At 62.3% G+C, this 18,237-nt stretch carries 17 protein-coding genes; 12 read left to right on the top strand and 5 right to left on the bottom strand.

Annotated features, from left to right (window positions below):
• The coding region (locus C7411_RS37910) for a hypothetical protein (RefSeq protein WP_207786582.1) at positions 1-187 on the top strand (187 nt) is incomplete at its 5' end.
• 28 nt (positions 188-215) lie between these two features.
• Here the strand turns inward: C7411_RS37910 and C7411_RS33075 are convergent.
• Complete coding sequence (locus tag C7411_RS33075; protein WP_110388327.1) at positions 216-1,319, bottom strand: acyltransferase family protein; 1,104 nt, start codon at positions 1,317-1,319, stop codon at positions 216-218.
• 271 nt (positions 1,320-1,590) lie between these two features.
• On the opposite strand from C7411_RS33075, the gene C7411_RS33070 reads away from it, so the two are divergent.
• Complete coding sequence (locus C7411_RS33070; RefSeq protein WP_110388326.1) at positions 1,591-2,559, top strand: quinone oxidoreductase family protein; 969 nt, start codon at positions 1,591-1,593, stop codon at positions 2,557-2,559.
• Between the two features lie 28 nt (positions 2,560-2,587).
• Complete coding sequence (locus C7411_RS33065) at positions 2,588-2,764, top strand: DUF1427 family protein (protein WP_110388325.1); 177 nt, start codon at positions 2,588-2,590, stop codon at positions 2,762-2,764.
• 65 nt (positions 2,765-2,829) lie between these two features.
• Here the strand turns inward: C7411_RS33065 and C7411_RS33060 are convergent, their stop codons facing one another.
• A complete protein-coding gene (locus tag C7411_RS33060; protein ID WP_165822942.1) occupies positions 2,830-3,285 on the bottom strand; it encodes a host attachment protein in 456 nt (151 codons plus the stop codon).
• A gap of 127 nt (positions 3,286-3,412) precedes the next feature.
• On the opposite strand from C7411_RS33060, the gene C7411_RS33055 reads away from it, so the two are divergent.
• Positions 3,413-3,601 (top strand): hypothetical protein, encoded by a 189-nt coding sequence (locus C7411_RS33055; protein WP_110388323.1) that lies wholly within the window; start codon positions 3,413-3,415, stop codon positions 3,599-3,601.
• A gap of 14 nt (positions 3,602-3,615) precedes the next feature.
• Here C7411_RS33055 and C7411_RS33050 read toward each other — a convergent pair whose 3' ends face one another.
• The 3 genes from C7411_RS33050 to C7411_RS33040 form a co-directional block, all read right to left on the bottom strand.
• The gene (locus tag C7411_RS33050) at positions 3,616-3,750 is read right to left on the bottom strand and encodes an entericidin A/B family lipoprotein (protein ID WP_110388322.1); all 135 of its coding nucleotides are present in this window, start codon (positions 3,748-3,750) and stop codon (positions 3,616-3,618) included.
• A gap of 174 nt (positions 3,751-3,924) precedes the next feature.
• On the bottom strand, positions 3,925-5,028 hold the full coding sequence (locus C7411_RS33045; protein ID WP_110388321.1) for an MraY family glycosyltransferase: 1,104 nt from the start codon (positions 5,026-5,028) through the stop codon (positions 3,925-3,927).
• Positions 5,029-5,154: 126 nt separating this feature from the next.
• The gene (locus tag C7411_RS33040; RefSeq protein ID WP_243413434.1) at positions 5,155-6,516 is read right to left on the bottom strand and encodes a glycoside hydrolase 5 family protein; all 1,362 of its coding nucleotides are present in this window, start codon (positions 6,514-6,516) and stop codon (positions 5,155-5,157) included.
• Positions 6,517-7,093: 577 nt separating this feature from the next.
• On the opposite strand from C7411_RS33040, the gene C7411_RS33035 reads away from it, so the two are divergent.
• The 8 genes from C7411_RS33035 to C7411_RS33000 all read left to right on the top strand — a co-directional run bounded on the left by C7411_RS33035 (position 7,094) and on the right by C7411_RS33000 (position 18,197).
• Positions 7,094-8,200: a sugar transferase gene (locus C7411_RS33035; RefSeq protein ID WP_110388320.1), complete on the top strand. Its 1,107-nt coding sequence runs from the start codon at positions 7,094-7,096 to the stop codon at positions 8,198-8,200.
• 157 nt (positions 8,201-8,357) lie between these two features.
• Positions 8,358-9,581 carry a polysaccharide biosynthesis/export family protein gene (locus C7411_RS33030; RefSeq protein WP_110388319.1) on the top strand — a complete coding sequence of 408 codons (1,224 nt, stop codon included), beginning with the start codon at positions 8,358-8,360 and terminating at the stop codon, positions 9,579-9,581.
• Positions 9,582-9,648: 67 nt separating this feature from the next.
• Positions 9,649-11,892 (top strand): GNVR domain-containing protein, encoded by a 2,244-nt coding sequence (locus C7411_RS33025; protein WP_110388318.1) that lies wholly within the window; start codon positions 9,649-9,651, stop codon positions 11,890-11,892.
• A 79-nt stretch (positions 11,893-11,971) separates the two neighbouring features.
• Positions 11,972-12,796 (top strand): methyltransferase, TIGR04325 family, encoded by an 825-nt coding sequence (locus C7411_RS33020; protein ID WP_165822941.1) that lies wholly within the window; start codon positions 11,972-11,974, stop codon positions 12,794-12,796.
• Between the two features lie 309 nt (positions 12,797-13,105).
• A complete protein-coding gene (locus C7411_RS33015; protein WP_243413433.1) occupies positions 13,106-14,236 on the top strand; it encodes a glycosyltransferase family 4 protein in 1,131 nt (376 codons plus the stop codon).
• Positions 14,224-15,441 carry a glycosyltransferase family 4 protein gene (locus tag C7411_RS33010; RefSeq protein ID WP_110388316.1) on the top strand — a complete coding sequence of 406 codons (1,218 nt, stop codon included), beginning with the start codon at positions 14,224-14,226 and terminating at the stop codon, positions 15,439-15,441. Before C7411_RS33015 ends, C7411_RS33010 begins: the two co-directional genes overlap by 13 nt.
• 190 nt (positions 15,442-15,631) lie before the next feature.
• Positions 15,632-16,906 (top strand): hypothetical protein, encoded by a 1,275-nt coding sequence (locus C7411_RS33005; RefSeq protein WP_243413432.1) that lies wholly within the window; start codon positions 15,632-15,634, stop codon positions 16,904-16,906.
• Entirely contained in the window at positions 16,899-18,197 is a 1,299-nt protein-coding gene (locus C7411_RS33000; protein WP_110388315.1) for a lipopolysaccharide biosynthesis protein, read from the top strand. Before C7411_RS33005 ends, C7411_RS33000 begins: the two co-directional genes overlap by 8 nt.
• Positions 18,198-18,237: the final 40 nt, after the last annotated feature.

The raw sequence follows: 18,237 nt of genomic DNA, 5'->3' as shown, positions 1-18,237 counted from the left end.
GCTTCATCACCTCGTCAAACATTCCTTCGTACCCGCCATCCTTGAACAGGCCGCCAGGTTACCAGGTTTGACGCACAAAGACCTTGAAAGGGCTGGGGCTAAGCGCCCGAGTGCCAGCATGCTCGCTAACCATTTGCGCCGTGAGTTCCGCAAAGTGCATTTCGGGATGGCGGGAATACGGCCTTGATCGCCCTGCGGTCCGCGCACTTCGCCGTTCAGTTCGCGTCCTCGTTGACCGGCAGGTCGCCGGCCGGTTCTTCCTGGGCGTGCGTGCCCGTATCGCGCGCGCCGGCAGTGCGCGATCTGCGCAACCGGATGGCCGGCACAGCGTGCAACAGACGGCGCGCGTGCCTGTGCAACGGCCAGTCGACGAACTGGTAGAGCGCGGCGCCCATCGCCGTAGCCACGATCATCGTGAGCGCCACTCCGGGCGGCGCAGTTGCGTCAAAGCCGTCGATAGCGTCCGGCAGCAGTTTGCGTGCAGCTTCCACGCAGTATGGATGGCTCAGGTAGATGGCATAACTCGCATTGCCGATGAATATTGCTGCGCGAGTCAACGAGCCCGAGCCCATCGCCGGTTCCAGGCTCAGTGTGCAGCCGATCAGCACGAAAGCCGGAAGGCCGTAATAGAGCAGCGGTGCGTCGGAAAGGTCGTGCCAGTTAATGTAGGCCATCCATGCATAGGCTGCTGCCGCGACGCACCCCGCAAGCGGCAGCTTGATCCGGACTCCCGATTTCCAGTTCTGGTAGGCCATGAATCCGAGCGGGAACTCGAACATCCGCTGATTCATATAGAACGCGGCAAGCACGCTGCCCGAGTGGGATGCCTTCGCGGCGCAAAAGATCGCGAGGATCAGCGCAGAGGTGAGCACCAGGCGGTAACGGCGCACCAGCATCAACGAAGCGGCTGTGACCACGTAAAACAGCATTTCGTAATTCAGCGTCCAGCCGACGAACAACATCGGGAATATCTGGCCACTTTCCTTGCGATAGGGAATGAAAAAAAGCGACTTCAGCAGATTGCCGAGGTTCGCTGTGGTCGAATTCAACAACTCAGGCGCGACGAGCGCCCCGACGAATACGCCGAACGTCAACACCCAATACAGCGGTACGATGCGCGCAATGCGGTCCGCGAGAAAACGCTGTGCGGTCAATGCGGGGTTGTCCAGCACGAGCGCGATGACGAAACCGCTTGTCACGAAGAAAATGTCGACGCCGAATTCACCGAACGTGTGGCCGGTCGGCGACATGATGTGAAAGAAGATGACCGTTATCGCTGCGACAGCGCGCAGCGCGGTAAGGGCTTTGAGCTTTTGCATGGTGGAGGCGCGACCTGCACGTTCGCCGATGGCTGCCGGAGCGGAACGTGCAGCGTTTGATCGCGGCTATTCTGACATCGCGCAAAGATATGCGAATGCGTAGTTTTGTGGGCGACCGTACAGAAGCCAGCAATTAGTTAAAACGTTACCTTGTCCGAAATTCGAAAGTCTCTGTCCGCCCAACCGGGCTACGACACACTACATTGACGCCTGGTTCGATATCGTCTTCGCGCAAGCCGTTGCGCGAAACCTGATGACACGGAGTCCCGCCATGAAAGCCATCCAGTTCAAGACCTTCGGCAAGCCCGAGGTGCTCGGGTACGTCGATCTGCCCACGCCCGTGCCCGGCGCCGGAAGTGCGCTCGTGCAGGTGCGCGCCGCCTCGGTCAACCCGAGCGACGTGAAGAACGTCTCCGGCCATTTCGAGCACACGGTGCCGCCGCGCGTGCCGGGGCGCGACTTCAGCGGCGTGGTGGTGGCGGGCCCCGAAGAATGGCTCGGCGCCGAGGTCTGGGGCACGGGCGGCGACATCGGCTTCACGCGCGACGGCACGCACGCCGAGTTCATCGAGGTGCCCGTGGCCGCGCTCGCGCGCAAGCCCGCGGCGCTCTCGCACGCGCAGGCGGCGTCCATTGGCGTGAACTTCGTCGTGGCGTGGCTTGGCACCGTCGATTACGCGCGCCTCACCGAGGGCGAAACGATCGCCGTGATCGGCGTGTCGGGCGGCGTGGGCGGCGCGGTCGCGCAGATCGCGAAGGTGCGCGGTGCACGCGTGATTGGCGTGAGTCGCGAGGCGCCGCTGGCCGGTTCGCCGGCCGCACGCCTCATCGATGCCTTCGTTCCCATGAACGAGCACACCGCCGCACGCGTACGCGAATTGACGGGCGGCGCGGGCGCGGACGTCGTCTACGATGCCGTGGGCGGCGTCGCGTTCGAACTGGCGCTCTCGCTTGCGAAGCGGCGTGGCCGCGTGATCGAAATCAGCGCAACGGGCAAGCGGCGCGTGGAGTTCGACCTGATCGACTTCTATCACAACGAAACGCAGCTCTTCGGCGCCGATAGCGCGAAGCTCGGCGTGGCCGAATCCGCGCCGCTCATGCGTGCGATCGCCGAAGCGTTCGACGCGTGCCAGTTCGAGCCGCCCGTCGTGGCCGCGCACTTTCCGCTTGCTCGCGCCCGCGAAGCCTATGAGGCGGTCGCGGCGGGCACGCCTGGGCGCGTCGTGATCGACATGGCGTGAGCGCGGCTCGAACGAACGGGGGGCGAAGATGAAGGGGTATCTGGTGTCGTTCGCGGTCGGCGCGCTCGCGGGGCTGCTTTACAACGTGCTGCACGTGAAATCGCCCGCGCCGCCGACCATTGCGCTCGTCGGGTTGCTCGGCATGCTGGCGGGCGAGAATGCGATCGGCCTCGTACGCGCGTGCGTCGCGCATCTCGCGGGGTGAGCGAGACTATTCTTACTCACCGCGCCGGATATCGGCCCGCGCACCCTTTTGCGGGATCGGCTGACTCACGCTTCGGCCCGCACAAGCCGCTCAGGCAGACGCGCGCGCAGTTCGCGTGCGTCGAGTGCCGCAAGATCCTTGTCGAGTTCGAGTGTGACGAGGCTGCGCGTTTGCGCGTCGATCGCCTTGCGCAGCGCGCCCAGGAACGCGGGCGGCGCCGCGAGCACGAGCGTGCCGTAGCGCGCATCGTTGCGGGCCTTCGCGAGTGTCGTCGCGATCTGCGCGGCGAACACGGTGGTTTCGTGCTCGTGCTGGCTGGTGTCGGGATCGGTCGCGCTGCGGCCGAAGCCTACGCGGTCGGTCGTGCGCCCCGGCTTGTCGGTCACGAGGTTCTCATCCGACATGCGGCCCTGCAGATGGAGCAGCGTCTCGACCTCGTCGATGGCGCCCAGCGGGCTTTCGGCGGCGAAAATGCGCGCGGTCACACGGTTGGCGACGACAACCCAGATCGTTTTCGACATGTTCGACTCCTGCCATGGCGCCCGGCCCATGCGGCGGCCGGGCGGGTGAGTGGACTCGCGCCACGCGGCGTGAACATCAAGGGTAGCGCGCTTCGGGCCGCACGGGGCGGGAACTGCCGCCGCGCTCATGGGCGTGCCCCTGGCGTTCGCGCGCAACGCGAAAGTGTCGGAACAGCGAGCCGCGTGCCCGATGGCCCGCGTCGTCGAAGACCCGGCGCTGGTCGAGGAACTGATGCCCGCGTGCGCGAGCTGGAGACGGAAGCCGCGCGGCTGCGAGAACGCGCCGCGCAGTGAGTGGGCGCTCGCACCGCGGTAAAGCCCGCGACCGGCTTATTTCGCCTTTTCTGCCGAGTTGGTGATGGCCTGACCGCCCTTCGAAATGTCCTCGCCGGCGCCTGCAATAGTGTTGCAGGCGGCGAGCGTTACGGCGAGCAGTGCAAGCGCAAGCGCGAGATATCGGCTCATTTTGGCTTTCCCTGAATTGAAAGACGTCGAATGAAGGTCAAATAAGTGTCGAATGGAAGGGCTGCGGGCATGCGGCATGCGCACAGTTCTTCCCTTCAATAATTCTACGCGCAAACCGGGGACATATGCGCCGGGGCTGCGCGGCGGTCCCGCCTGCAGGGAATCCAGCCGTATTCAGTGCTTGCGCGTCCTGCGCACGACGAGCCACTTGGGCGAGCGAAAGCGCACGATGCTCACATAGAGCCATACGTACGTGAGCGCGAACAGCACGACGAAACAGAACAGGTGCAGCGTGTGGCGCCAGAACAGCGTGGCCGGAATCACGGCGATCAGGCAGAGCAGCCACAGGTAGGGTGAAGTGAGCGAATTGCGGCGCGTGAGTTCGCGTGCATTGCGCGCGCCCACGACCCAGCGCATGAGGCGCTTGTACACGAGCATATGCAGGTGCACGCCGTCGGGGATGCCGGGCGACATGCCGCGCACGAACTTCTTCCGGTAAATCGAGAAGCAGGTCTCGAAGATCGGATACATGAAGAGCAGCACCGGATACCAGGCCGAAACATCGCGGTTGCGCATGACGAGCAGGATCGACAGCTCGGCAAGCATGAATCCGATGAAATACGCGCCACCGTCGCCGAGGAAGATCAGGCCCGCGGGGAAATTCCACATGAAGAAGCCCAGCACCGCGCCCATCATGATGAACGACGCGGAGAGCACCACCGGGTCGTGCACCTGGAAGGCCACGTAGGCGAGCGAGGCGAACATCATGAACGCGACCATCGAGGCGAGGCCGTTGAAGCCGTCGATGATGTTGATCGCATTGGCGAGCGCGGCGACCGCGAGCACGGTGATGACGAACGAAATCGCCGCGTAGGAAAGCAGGAAGTCGAGCGGCGGCACGCTGATGCGCGTGACCGCGATGCCGAGGAACCAGAACGCGAGCGCGGCGGCGGCCATCGTGCAAAGGAGGCGCGCGAGCGGCGAGACGCGTTTGGTCAGATCTTCGACGAGGCCCGAGGCGAACGCGGGCAGCCCGCACGCGACGATGCCGAGTATGCCGCCCGAGACGGCCGGATACGCCCCGTGCAACTGCGCGGCGGCCACGATCAGCCCCGCGAGGATGCCCGTTCCGCCGATGCGCGGCACGGGCCGCACGTGAAATTTCTGCACGCCCGCGAGATCGGAGTCGACGGAGAACCTTTCATGCAGATGCGCGTAACGCACGATCAGCAGCGTGACCAGCAACGAAACGAGAAAGCCGAGGGCAAAACTGAGCATGAAAGGAAACCGCGACCGGAAGAAGGAATGCGCGATTATACAAAGGCGGACACGCCGCCCGCCCGAAGCTCCCGCGCGCGATGGCGCGCGTGCATTCCGGTCGGGACAACGCGTTGGCTGGTGTGCTCAGGTTCCCGGCGTGTTCGCCGGTGTGATTTCGAGCAGGATGACGTGGTCGGGCACGTCCACGGTGAGCTGGCGCAGGTCGCGATGGCTTTCGAGCGGCTGCGCCGAAGCGAGCGGATCGTAAAGATCGACGCGCCTGGCTTTGTCGCCGAAGTCGATATCGACGCGCGCGGGCGGGCCCGCGAGCGGCGTTCCCGTCGCACGGTTCCAGATGAGCGTTTCGTTCCAGAGCACCAGCACGAAGCGACCGTCCTTCTTTTGCAGCAGCAGGCTGTTTGCCGATGCCGGCATTGCCGAAAGCGTATACGCGAGCGTGCTGCGCGTTGCTGCGTTCGCGCGTCGCGTGGTGCTGGCGTTCAGGATCGACGTGAGATTGCGAATGGCGTAGGCCACCGGCTTCGGACTGTTGTCGTTGCGAAAGAGCCCGTAATGCATTTCGTCGTTGTTGCGCGCCGGATCGGGTTTTTCGTCGAGCAGTTCATACACGTAGAGCCGCTTCACACCCGCCGCCGCCGCATCCATATAGCCGTTGAGAACGCCCTTGGCCTGTGTTCGCTCGTCGACGCCCAGCATGTACCAGCCCGCCTGCGGCAACGAGAAGTAGCCGAACTCGGTGATGACGAGCGGCAACTGGAATCGCTGGCCGAGGTGAATGGCGGCAAGCATCCACCTGTCGCCATTCGCATTCCAGAGCGGTTGTTCGCCGTTTTGCGGATAGACATGCTGATTCGCGTAATCGGCCGAATTCGTGCGCGTCTCGACCGACCTGGGCTCGAAGCCGGTCGCGTCGTAGACGGGCACCCCTTTTAGCTCCGGCGTGCCGTGTACGCGTGCGTAGAGGTCGCGCTGCACGGCGAGGCCGGCGGCGGCGCCGGTAAGCCCCTGGTAACTGACCGGAAAGTTGTTCAGTTCGTTGGGGCCTTCGATGGCCGCGACGCTGCCTGGCACCTCGGTATTCAACTTCACTGCCTGCCCGATTTGCTTCTCGAAGTCCGCGCCCATCAGAAAGTTGAATTTCACGCCGCGCTGCGCGAGATAGACATAGCTTGCGAACGGGATGGAGGAGCCTGGCGCGTAGTCGCGAACGTGGTGGATGCCCAGCCACGCCATATCGTCGGCGACGTTGTGCACGTTGACGTACGCACCGTCGGTGTAGCTGACGTGGGTGACGACGGCGAGCGTCTGGAGGAAATCCCTGGCTGGCATGGCTTGCACGGCGTCGCTCGCGTGCACCGCCGCTGCGCATGCGAGCGCGCAGATGCCTGCCGCAAGGCTCTCGGCGACGCGCAGGCCTGAGCGCCGGTGTCGCGAACCGGCCGTATCGGCGAGCGGGCCGTGAGTGGTCGTTACGGAATGCCTCACCGCGTATTCCTCGCGTGGAACGGTTGCCGGTTACCGGCTCCCGCGCCTGCTAGCTCCATGCCGGCACTTCAATTGGCTTTTCCACATTGCAGGCGCAGCCAGAGGCCATCTTGCCGTGTCTTTGCCTCGGTCGTGTGTGCGGCGGCGAACGGATAAGTATTGCGCAGGTGATTAGATTCCCTCTACCACAGATGTCGCGATCAAATAATGAAAATGGACTCGAAGCGCGAGATCTTCAGGGTAAACATTTAGGAATACGTCATATTAATCGTCGCTCCTGTCGTTGCAGGAATGTCGCACTATGTGCGCTTTCGCACATAGCGCGACACGCGCATGTGGCTTGCAGGGCGGCTCACGCGCGGCCCGGATCACGAGGCGGCGACGATCACAAACCGTTGGTGGGATTACGCACGGATCCTGCGTCGCTTGCGCCGTAATGTGTTGTCGTGGCTTATCGGGGCGGGCATCGCGCACGTATGGATGGCCCGAAGCAGGGAGATCCGTGCGTTCGCCTGTGGCGGACGACCGCGCCAGACGATGAACGTCTGACGAACACGACACGCACTGGGGTAGGGAAATGTCAGAGCTAACGCAACGGTCAGATTTTACGCAACGTACGGTCGATATCGTGCTGCAACGTACGGTCGATGTCGTGCTGATCGTGCTGGGCGCCGTATGCGCCGTACACCTGAATCTGAATTCCGCACAGGTGGCCGCGGTGCATCACCCCGATCCCACGCTGGTGGCGTTCTGCGCCGCGCTCGCCCTCTCGGTCTTTCCCGCCTGCGGGACCTATGGCACGCGTGGCAGCCGTTCGCTTTTCAGCGTCGCAGGCCGCACGGCGTTCGCCTGGCTTGCCGTGCAGCTCTGCGGGCTCGTGCTGCTTTATGCGATTCATCACGATCATCTGCTCGCATTGCCGTGGTTCATGTACTGGACATTGACGACGGGTATTTCCCTGCTGCTGTCGCACACCCTGTTCTTTTCGGAATTCAGCGTGCTGCGACTGACCCGTGCATGGTGGCGCCGGGAAACGCTCGAGGTCGATTCGCGCAGCACGGTGCGTAGCGCCGTAGTTGGACATGCCCTGAAGCGTCTGTTCGATATCGTGGCGGCCGTGAGCGCGATCGTCATGCTCTCGCCGCTGCTCGCCGTACTCGCGCTGCTCGTCAGGCGCGATGGCGGTCCGGCGTTATATGGCCATACGCGTGTAGGCCGCCATGGAAAGAAGTTTCGTTGTCTGAAGTTCAGATCGATGGTGATGAATTCGGAGCAGGTGCTCAAGGATCTGCTCGAGCGCGATCCCGAAGCCCGCGCCGAATGGGAGCGCGAATTCAAGCTGAAGCATGACGTGCGCGTGACCCGGATCGGCCACTTCCTGCGGCGCACGAGTCTCGACGAGTTGCCCCAACTCTGGAACGTCCTGCGCGGGCAGATGAGTTTTGTCGGCCCGCGCCCGATCATCGATCAGGAGCTGGAGCGCTATGGCGAGGCGAGAAAGTACTACCTGATGGCGACGCCCGGCATCACGGGCCTGTGGCAGGTGAGCGGGCGCAACGATATCGACTACGCAACGCGCGTATCACTCGACGTCGCCTATGTCATGAATTGGACCTTCCGCAAAGACATCGGCATCCTGTTCAAGACATTTTTCGTCGTGATTCGCGGTACTGGCGCGTATTGAAGAATTGCAAACGGAATTGCAAACGGATTTGCAAACGAGCCGCAAGCGGAACTGCAGGCGGGCTGCAAACGTGTTAGCGCGAGACGTGGTCGGCATATCAGGTATCCGGGCCACACGGCATGACCCGGAACGCGTGTAACGGATTGGGGGTGTTGCGATGGGACTCAACGCGATGGACTGGATCGGGACTGCGCACGCGCGTGTCGTGCGGGATGACGGACTGGTGGGCTTGCTGCGCCGCGGGGCCGCGTTTGCCGTTTGCCTCGCGCTCGCTGCGCTGAGCGGCTGTGCCATGGCGCCGGGCATGACGTACAGCGCAGGAGCAGGGGGCGTCGGTGCGGCATCCGGCACGGCGGTGCCCGATAGTCTCGCGGCCAAGGGCATCGCGGGTGCGCCGTCCGGCACGCTCGTCGAGATCACAAGGGACCTCGTGGACAAGGAAGCTGCCGCGCGGCCCAAAGGCATTCCCGAGGACGTGGAGAAGATGTTCGCCAAGGCCACGCCCTATGAAATCGGCCCCGGCGATATTCTCAGCATCGTCGTCTGGGATCACCCCGAACTCAACCTGCCCGCGGGCGGCGGCGGCGGCGACGCTCCATCGGGCGCCAGTTCGGTTGCATCCGGCTACACCGTCGATAACAACGGCTTCATTCAGTATGCCTATATTGGTCCGCTGAAAGTCGCCGGTCTTTCGGAAATGGGCGTGCGTGACATCCTCGCGGGGAAGCTCGCGAAATACGTGCGTCAGCCGCAGATCACCGTGCGTATTGAGACCTATCGCAGCAAGCGCGTGTATCTCGACGGCGAGGTCAAGACGCCGGGCGTGCAGGTGCTCAATGACAGACCGATGACGTTGCCCGAAGCGATCAACCGCGCCGGTGGCTTCACCGCCAATGCCGACCGCTCGCACGTGTCCGTGACACGTGGCGACACCACCGTGGATATCGACATGCCGGCGATGATCCGCAAGGGGTTCAATCCCGACCGGGTCATTCTGCACGATGGCGACCTTGTGCGGATCTTCGCGCAAACCGACAGCAAGGTTTTCGTGGTCGGCGAGGTCGAGCGTCCAGGAGGCGTGATGTTCAATAACGGACGTATGTCGCTCAACGAGGCACTGGGTAACGCGGGAGGGATCAACCAGGCGTCGGGCGATGCCTCGCAGGTGTATGTCGTGCGCGGACGCGATACCAGCCAGCCGACCGTGTTCCATCTCGATGCGAGCAGCGCCTCAGCCATGGCCACGGCCGACTCGTTCGAGCTCAAGCCCAACGATGTCGTGTTCGTCGATACGTCCGCGCTCGTGAAGTGGAGCCGTGTCATCAGCCTGATTTTGCCGACGACCCAGGCCGCGGCCACGAGCCGTGCAATTGGATACTGACGCACACATGAACAATACAAACCACACGAACCGCGTCAGTCGACCTGTTCGCCATCGGGGAAACAAGATGAATCATCGCGACTACCTGCTTGAGGGCCCTGTGGAGACGGTCATGCCGATCGCCCCCGACGGCGGGCACATGGGCAACCTGCTGGATACGCTGTATGCGGGACGCAAGACGATCCTGATCGTCACGATAATCTTTACACTGATCGGCACCCTCTATGCGGTACTGGCGGCTCCCGTCTATCAATCGGACATGCTCATTCAGGTGGAGGAGAGCCCGAACGCGGCGAAATCGGCGCTGGCCGATCTTTCCTCCCAGCTCGCGGTCAAGACCCAGGCATCGGCGGAAATGGAGGTATTGCGTTCGCGCATGGTCGTGTCGTCCGCCGTGGATGCGACCAGGCTCTATATCAAGGCGACGCCGCGCTATTTCCCTGTGGTGGGCCGCTGGGCCGCTCGGCATCTGAGCCTCGACCACTGGTCGGGATGGGGCGGTTACGCATGGGGCGACGAGGCGATCGAGGTCACGCAATTCGACGTGCCGGCGCGCCTGCAAGGCAGACCGTTCGTCTTGACCTACCGGGGCGACGGGGCCTACACGCTCGAGGGGGGCGGCATCACGCTCGAAGGGCATGTGGGAGAAGCGCTGCACGCGCCGACGGTGGGCGGCTCGATCGACCTGGTCGTGGGCCGGATCGATGGGCAGCCGGGCACGGTCTTCAACGTGATGCGCCTGTCCGAACTGAGCGCGATCCAGGGGCTGCAGGCGGCGGTCGCCATCACGGAAAAGGGCAAGGAATCCGATGTCATTGGTGTTTCGCTGGATGGCGAAGACCCGGTGCTCACCAGCACCATTCTGAACGCGATCGGCAACGAATACATCCGGCAGAACGCCCAGCGCACGCAGGAAGAAGCGGAAAAGCAGATTGCATTCCTCGACCGGCAGCTGCCTCTGCTCAAGGCCCAGCTCGAGAAAGCCGAGAACGAATTCAACTCGTTTCGCTCCGAGCACGGCGCGGTCAATCTGGATGCCGAAGCGTCGGCGCTGTTGCAGAGTTCGGCGCTGGCGCAGCAGCGTATCGCCGATCTGCAACAGCAGCGCGCGCAGGCGATGGCCCGTTTCACCGACGACAATCCGGCTCTCGTCGCCATCAACGGGCAACTCTCCGAAGCGGAGAAGTCGCTGGAGCACCTGGCTGGGCAGACCCGTGCGCTGCCGCCGCTGGAACAGCAGGTCGTGCGCCTGCAGCGGGAAGTGACCGTCGATACGAACATCTATACGAATCTTTTGAACAGCCGCGAGCAGTTGCGTCTGATCAAGGCAGGGCGCGTGTCGAATGTGCGCATGATCGACGCGGCGGTGCCGCCTGAAGGACCGATCCGGCCGAAGCGCGCAATCATCGTGGTCGCGGCCGTGTTTACCGGATTGTTCGCCGGCGCTGTGCTCGTGCTGCTGCGTCAGCGGCTCAATCGCGGCGTCTGCGTCGTGGACGAGATCGAAGCGGGCACCGGGCTGGCGGTGTTCGCGGCCGTACCGCGCAGCCGCATTCAGCATTCGCTTACGCGTCGCTTGCCGCACGGCGCGCCGGGCGCGAACACGGTGCTCGCGCACAAGGCCGTGTTCGACCCGGCGGTCGAAAGCCTGCGCAGCTTCCGAAGTGCGCTCGAACATTCGCTGGAGGACGCAGCCAATCGTGTCGTGCTGCTGGCGGGGCCGACACCGATGGTCGGCAAGTCGTTCGTCTCGGTCAATCTGGCGGCCGTATTCGGTGCCTCGGGCAAGCGTGTGCTCCTCGTCGATGCGGATCTGCGGCGGGGCACGCTGAACCAGCATATGGCGGTGCCGGGTATGCCGGGCGTCACGAACATCTTCGACCCCTGCCAAAGCTACGACCACGTGGTCAATCGCGACGTGATGCCGGGCGTCGACTTCGTCGCGACCGGAGGCTATGTGACCAATGCCAGCGAGCTGCTGCGAAAAGACGCTTTCAGGAATTTCGTGGCATGGGCCAATTCGACGTATGACCTCGTGCTGATCGATGCGCCGCCGATCTTGCCGGTGGCCGACGCCGGGATTATCGGGAAACTGGCGGGCACGGTGTTCGTGATCGCGCGTCAGGGCGCGACGAGCGTGGCCGATCTGCGCGAGTCGGTGCGGCGCTTCGAGCAGGTTGGCGTTCCCATTCGCGGCGTGATCTTCAACGACATGACATCGCGTCCGGGACGCTACGGCAACGAATACGCCGCGTACGGCTATTCGAGCTACGGCTTTGCCAAGGATACGGGAGCGGCGAGGGCGGAATAGAGGGAAATTGCCGGGAGCGTTCGATAGAGGTCCGTCCTGGCGAATATCCATGGTGTGTCTGATTATCCTGATGGGAAAAATGAACACTCTACGCGACATTCAGATCGTCACGACAGCGAGAATTTTTCGGGCCTTCGGCAAGAGCGGCTATGGGCGCCGGCTGATAGAGGGAGCGGGCAGCACGAGAGTCGGAGCCGCGGCATTGGGAATGGTGCTGGGATACCGCCGCAGTTTCCGAACACTGGGTGAAGCCGAGAGGGCGGTCAAGCCTTATGGCAAAGGCGGACACGAAAGTACCGAAAATGTCGATCTGCATATCAGCTTTTCGGCCAGGCTCAGCGACTACGCCGCGTTTTACTACCTCCGGGATCGGGTGCTTCGCATTCAAAAAGTATTCGATCTGGGTGGGAATGTCGGCAACCTTTTCTATTGCTATCGAAATTACATACCGCTTAGAGACGACGTAAGCTGGACGGTTTATGATCTGCCGGAGACAATTGCGCGTGGAGAGGCGTTGGCGAACAGCAGGAATATAAAGAATCTCAAGTTTACTGATAATTTCCAGCAGATCGACGGAGCGGATTTATTTATTGCGAGTGGATCCCTTCACTATTTCGACAGGTCAGTGCCGGAATTGCTGGCGCCGGTTAGCCGGCTCCCCAAGTACATATTAATTAACCGAACTCCGCTCACAGACGGTCAGGATTTTGCGATAGTTCAGGATGGCGGACACATCCGCGTCGCGTGCATGCTCTATAACCGCGCAAAACTTATTGCAGATTTCAGGCGTTTGGGCTACCAGGTGATGGGTGAATGGCAGTCGCCCGATTTCCGGGTTCCGGTGCTCGATCGGCCTTCCTCCAGCGTAGGTGCCTTTACGGGCCTGTGGCTCGAACTCCAGTAGATTTCGCGCGATTTTTTTTCAGCGGCGCGCTGCGCGACCGCGGGGAATCACATCGTGCAGGTATTGGCACGCCCACTGTCCGCCTGCATAGCGTTCGAATAAATCACCTCGTTCAGCCGCCCTGCATCAGCTAGCACTTCGCAGGCGCACGGGCGCCAGCCTTTCCACGTCATTCGCATTCAATTGCTTAAAGCGGGCTTTAGACGCGAGAGTTCGCATGGCATGAGCGACGGCGAACATTCGTCGGCACGAAGAGAGGCCACACTGCAAGCAATATGAATCGCATCGCGTGGCGCATCAAATCCGGCCATGAGCGACGCCCTGGACTCTGCGATGAACAACGTGCATGCCCCGAATCTCTTGATTAATGGCCGCTTCCTCGGTCGCCGCGCGACGGGTGTCGATCGCTTTGCGTTCGAGACCATCCGCGCGCTGGACCAGTTGATCGAACTGCGCGATCCGCGCGTGGCTGGATTGCGCACCGAGATCATCGTACCCGAAGCGCTGGCCGCCATGCCGAATCCGTTCCGGCACATCGGCCTGCGCGCGCGTGGAAAAGGCGGTGGCCTGCGTTGGGAACAACTCGCATTGCCGCAAGCGGCAAGCGGCGGGTTGCTGCTCAATCTTTGCAACTCCGGGCCGCTGTTGTATCGCCGTCAGATTACGGTGCTGCATGATGCGGCGCCCGCGCGCGTGCCCGACAGCTACAGCCGCTCCTTCGTCGCCTGGTATCGTCTGATGGCGCCGCGTCTTGGCCGCATATCGCAGCGTGTCATTACCGTGTCGGAATTCTCGCGGCGCGAGTTGTGCGATGCCTACCGCATTCCGGCAGAGAAGATCGGTGTCGTGCCCGAGAGCGGCGAGCACATGTTGCGCGTGCATCAGGATACAGGCGCAACGGCGGCCGTGGCGCTCGACGAACGTCCCTTCGTGCTCGCCGTGGGCAGCCTCAACCGTCACAAGAATTTTCAGCTCGTCGCCGAGGCCGCGCGTCTCATTCGCGAAGCTCAGTTCGACATCATCGTAGTGGGCGGCGGCGATGCACGGGTCTACGGAACGGGCCAGGATGCGTTGCCCGCGTTCGTGAAGCATCTCGGATACGTGAGCGATGGCGAACTCGCGGCGCTCTATCGGCGTGCAGCGTGCTTCGTTTATCCGTCACGCTACGAGGGCTTCGGGTTGCCGCCGGTCGAGGCGCTGGCGCTCGGCTGCCCGGTGATCGCTTCCCGGCTGCCTGCTGTGCAGGAGGCGTGCAGCGACGCCGTGCTCTATACCTCGCCCGACGATCCCGCGGAGTTGGCGCGCTTGCTCGAGCGAATCACGAGCGACGCCGCGCTGCGCGAGAGTCTGCGTGAACGCGGCCGTGCGCGGACCGCGGAACTCACCTGGCGAGCCACTGCCACCAGGTTGATCGAGGAGATCTCGCCGTGGCTAATGTAACGCTCGCATCCAATCTCGCCAACGACACTCGCCGCTTCGGGCGTGTCGCGCTCGTACACGAGTGGCTGGTCACCTACGCGGGGTCGGAGAAGGTCGTGGAGCAGATTCTTCAGCTCTTTCCGCAGGCCGATCTGTACAGCGTCGTGGACTTTTTCCCGGAGTCGCTGAGGGGTGTGCTCGGAGGCAGGCATGCCACGACCTCGTTCATTCAGCATCTGCCGCGGGCGCGCAAATCGTTTCGCACCTATCTCCCGCTCATGCCGCTGGCGATCGAGCAGTTCGATCTTTCAGCCTACGACCTCGTGATTTCTTCCAGCCATGCCGTCGCCAAGGGAATTCTGACCGGGCCGAATCAGGTGCACATCAGCTATGTGCATTCGCCGATCCGGTATGCGTGGGATCTGCAGCATCAGTATTTGTGCGAAGCCGGACTGCAGCGCGGCATGAAAAGCTGGATCGTGCGTGCGCTGCTTCACTATATGCGCATCTGGGACCAGCGCACGGCGCATGGTGTAGATGCCTTTGTGGCCAATTCTGCCTTTGTAGGACGACGTATTCGCAAAGCCTACGGCAGCGAGGCCACCGTGGTCTATCCGCCAGTCGATGTGGAGCGGTTCGAACTGGGCGGCCAGCACGAAGACTTCTATTTGATTGCTTCGCGCATGGTGCCATACAAGCGGATACCGCTCATTGTCGAGGCGTTTGCCGCGATGCCGTCGCGGCGTCTCGTCGTGATCGGCGACGGCGCCGACTTTGCGCGTGTGAAGGCATGTGCCACGCCCAATGTGACGTTGCTGGGCTATCAGCCCGACGAGGTTCTGGTGGACTACATGCAGCGTGCGCGGGCATTCGTCGTCGCCGCAGAAGAAGACTTCGGTATTTCAGTGGTGGAAGCACAAGCTTGTGGCACGCCCGTCATCGCACTGGGTCGCGGCGGGTCGCGTGAGATCGTGGTCGATTCGCCGGATCCCGAGCGCGGCACCGGCCTCTTCTTCGGCGAGCAGAGCGTGGAATCGATCGTCGATGCGGTGGAGCGCTTTGAGCGGCAGCCACCGCTCAAAGCCGAAGTCTGCCGTCGCAATGCCATGCGTTTTACGGAGGAGCGATTCAAGCAGGAGTTTCTCAGCGTCGTGGAACGCGCGATGGACGCAGATAAAGTGCCTGCCGACACGCCGCCTGTGGTGCGGCGCTGGCACTCGGCCTGAGTTGGCTCAATAACGAGACCGTTCACGCGCGAATGCGGGATGAACGGGATGGGGGTTTCGGCAAGTGGAACTGACGATATTCGGAGTCTTCGTGTTCGTCGTCGGACTGGCGGCGCTCTACGTGTCGTATCGCGGCGCAATTTACGGCATGGCGGTGTTTTCCCTGTTCGGATGTACGCTCGCGCTCGCATTGGGCGGCATCGGCATCTTGCCGGCACAAGTCTTTCTCGCGTTCTTCGCGCTCAGGGCGTTCAACCTCGCGGGCGGGAAGGGTCTCGCCGCCGCGGTCACGCAGGACAAGCCCGGCTTCTGGCTGCTCTGTACCTGCCTGTGGGGCGTCACGGGGGCCATCCTGCTGCCGCGGGTGCTGAGCGGCGCGACACTCGTGTTCCCCGTCGACCGCAGCAGCCAGTTCATCATATTGCAGCCGCTTGCTCCTGTGTCAGGCAACCTGTCCCAGTCGGTCTATTGCGTTGCCGACGTCGTGGTGTATTGCTCCATGTTCGCGTTCCTGAAATATCGTGGCGTGTACCGGACGCTCTCCAACGCCATCTTTTTGCTCGCCGCCCTTGATGTGCTCGCCGGCGTAGTTGATATCGTCGCGCACGCGGCGGGTCTGGACATCCTCTCGGCTATCAAGACGGCACAGTTCGCCGATTTGACCGGCCAGGAAATGGCCGGGATGGTTCGCATCAGCGGCACGTTCAGTGAAACCTCAGGCTTCGCGGCTTTCACGCTGCCGATCTTTGTCTTTTGCCTCAATCTCTGGCTCGTCGGCTATCGTCCGAAGTTGTCCGGTCCGCTTGCGATTTCAACGGGATGCCTGCTGCTGCTGTCGACTTCGGGAACGGCGTATGTCGGGTTGGGGGTGTATCAGTTCGTACTGCTCGTCAGCCGACCCGGTGTGATCTCGCGCTTTGCTCCCGTACGCAAGCAACGGCTGTGGGTTATCTCCGCTTGCGCGGGCTTGTTGGGAGTGCTCTACGTGATCGTCTTTCTGCCCGGAGTAGTGAAAGTGCTCAGCGACTTTGTCGACGCCGCGATTCTGAGCAAGGCGGGTAGTGATTCCGGCGTCGAGCGCATGGGATGGAATGCGCAAGGAATCACCAACTTCTTCGACACATACGGAATTGGCGTTGGGCTGGGCAGTATTCGTGCGTCGAGTTTTCTGGTCGTGCTGGTGGGAAGCCTGGGTGTCGTGGGCGTGGTGTGCTACGGGATGTTCCTTGGGAAGTCGCTGCTGGTGCCGGTGCCTGCCCATTACCCGTTCACGGAGCGCGCCGTCTGCTATGCAGCGCGCCACGCCATGATCGCGACGTTGATCGTGGCGTCGGCTTCGCTCAGCGTGTTCGAACTCGGTTCCTGTTTCTATATATTTGCGGCCGCAGCGGGCGCGCTCTCGTCGCGTGTGCCGCGACGTGTGCCCGCGCGCGGCGGATGGGCTGTCAGGGGGGCTCATGAATAAAGTTCAAGCGTCGCTATCGAAGATTGAGTTGTTAGCGGTTTATTTCTCGTACGTGGTCCGGTACATCTATCCGCTCATTCTGGTTCCATATTACGGAAGAGTGCTGGGTTCCAACGGCTACGCCGTGGTGTTGGCAGGGATGTCGCTGTCGAGCACCATCTGGCTGTGCGTCGACTTCGGCTTCTCCACCATTGGGGGACGGGATATCGTCCATACCGAAAATATCAGCGAACGCGACGCGATTTTTCGGGATCAGTTCACGGCGCGGCTGTTGTTGTGCATTCCGGGCATGATCGTCGGCGGGATTGCGGCTTGCAGGTCCGGGATCATTTCCGGTGTTCCCGGTGTGAGCTTTTTTGTCGTAGTCGGCGGGCTGCTGAATGCCTTTAACCTGGGCTGGTATTTCACCAGCACGGGGCGCCCGAGGACGAGCGTGATGATCGAAATGCTGGGGCTCATGCTTTCGCTCACGCTGCTGTTTTCGTTCATTCGAAAGCCGGCCGATATCGACCGGGTCTTCCCGGTGATTTTCGCTTCCAACCTCGCCCAGACGATGCTGGCCTATTGGCTTGTGCGAAAGGAATACACCGGGGTCATTGCGCCCCTGCGTGCGGCCATCAATCTGATCAAGCGGTCGGCCACGATCTTCATCTACAGTGGCACGGCGGTATTGGTGCTTGCCGCGTCCACCTATATTTTGTCGCTGCTGGCCTCGCCATCGGAGGTGAGTGCCTTCGGTCTCTCGGAGCGTCTCGTCTCCGCCGGATTGAGCATCATGGCGCCTGCCTCCCAGATTCTCGCGCCGAAGGTCATGTATCTGGTTACCCGTAACGAGGCACGAGCCAATCTGCTCGCCCGACGGACATTCGCTATCTTCTTCGTAGGGGCGGTAGCCGGCGTCATCCTCACGAAATTACTTTCCGAATGGCTCGTACCGCTGCTGTTTGGGCCGGAATTCGTTCACGCGGTCCCCATTCTGAAGATCATGGTGCTTGTTATGCCGCTTGCCGTTTGTACGCGGGTATTGGGCATGTACTTCCTGATTCCCCGCAAACTCGAGAGACTGCTTGCCGTGAGCGGCGTGACCGGCGCGCTGGTGAATCTGGCTGCGGCCGTTCCCCTTGCCGGTTACTGGGGAGCCACAGGCATGGTGTTGGCGCGATTGCTCGCCGAGGGCTCCTTGCTGGCCATGCTGGTCATCGGCAGCTGGCGGGCGGGATTGCTCCGCGACATTTTCGGAATCGACGAAGGGTCTACGTGGCAAACGAGATTTGGCAGATGGCTCGAATAACCGTTGCGACTGCGTGTGGGAGAGGTGGCAGTGCAATGGC

Source organism: Paraburkholderia silvatlantica (assembly GCF_003096715.1).
GTDB classification, from domain to species: Bacteria; Pseudomonadota; Gammaproteobacteria; order Burkholderiales; family Burkholderiaceae; genus Paraburkholderia; species Paraburkholderia silvatlantica.
The sequence above is the reverse complement of the archived record's forward strand: the minus strand, read 5'-3'. Positions and strand labels throughout refer to the sequence as shown.

What these genes read in the sequence shown, in the direction of transcription:
- C7411_RS33075 (WP_110388327.1), bottom strand. Translation starts at nt 1,319, where the DNA reads ATGCAAAAGCTCAAAGCCCTTACCGCGCTGCGCGCTGTCGCAGCGATA.
- C7411_RS33070 (WP_110388326.1), top strand. Translation starts at nt 1,591, where the DNA reads ATGAAAGCCATCCAGTTCAAGACCTTCGGCAAGCCCGAGGTGCTCGGG.
- C7411_RS33065 (WP_110388325.1), top strand. Translation starts at nt 2,588, where the DNA reads ATGAAGGGGTATCTGGTGTCGTTCGCGGTCGGCGCGCTCGCGGGGCTG.
- C7411_RS33060 (WP_165822942.1), bottom strand. Translation starts at nt 3,285, where the DNA reads ATGTCGAAAACGATCTGGGTTGTCGTCGCCAACCGTGTGACCGCGCGC.
- C7411_RS33055 (WP_110388323.1), top strand. Translation starts at nt 3,413, where the DNA reads ATGGGCGTGCCCCTGGCGTTCGCGCGCAACGCGAAAGTGTCGGAACAG.
- C7411_RS33050 (WP_110388322.1), bottom strand. Translation starts at nt 3,750, where the DNA reads ATGAGCCGATATCTCGCGCTTGCGCTTGCACTGCTCGCCGTAACGCTC.
- C7411_RS33045 (WP_110388321.1), bottom strand. Translation starts at nt 5,028, where the DNA reads ATGCTCAGTTTTGCCCTCGGCTTTCTCGTTTCGTTGCTGGTCACGCTG.
- C7411_RS33035 (WP_110388320.1), top strand. Translation starts at nt 7,094, where the DNA reads ATGTCAGAGCTAACGCAACGGTCAGATTTTACGCAACGTACGGTCGAT.
- C7411_RS33030 (WP_110388319.1), top strand. Translation starts at nt 8,358, where the DNA reads ATGGGACTCAACGCGATGGACTGGATCGGGACTGCGCACGCGCGTGTC.
- C7411_RS33025 (WP_110388318.1), top strand. Translation starts at nt 9,649, where the DNA reads ATGAATCATCGCGACTACCTGCTTGAGGGCCCTGTGGAGACGGTCATG.
- C7411_RS33020 (WP_165822941.1), top strand. Translation starts at nt 11,972, where the DNA reads ATGAACACTCTACGCGACATTCAGATCGTCACGACAGCGAGAATTTTT.
- C7411_RS33015 (WP_243413433.1), top strand. Translation starts at nt 13,106, where the DNA reads ATGAGCGACGCCCTGGACTCTGCGATGAACAACGTGCATGCCCCGAAT.
- C7411_RS33000 (WP_110388315.1), top strand. Translation starts at nt 16,899, where the DNA reads ATGAATAAAGTTCAAGCGTCGCTATCGAAGATTGAGTTGTTAGCGGTT.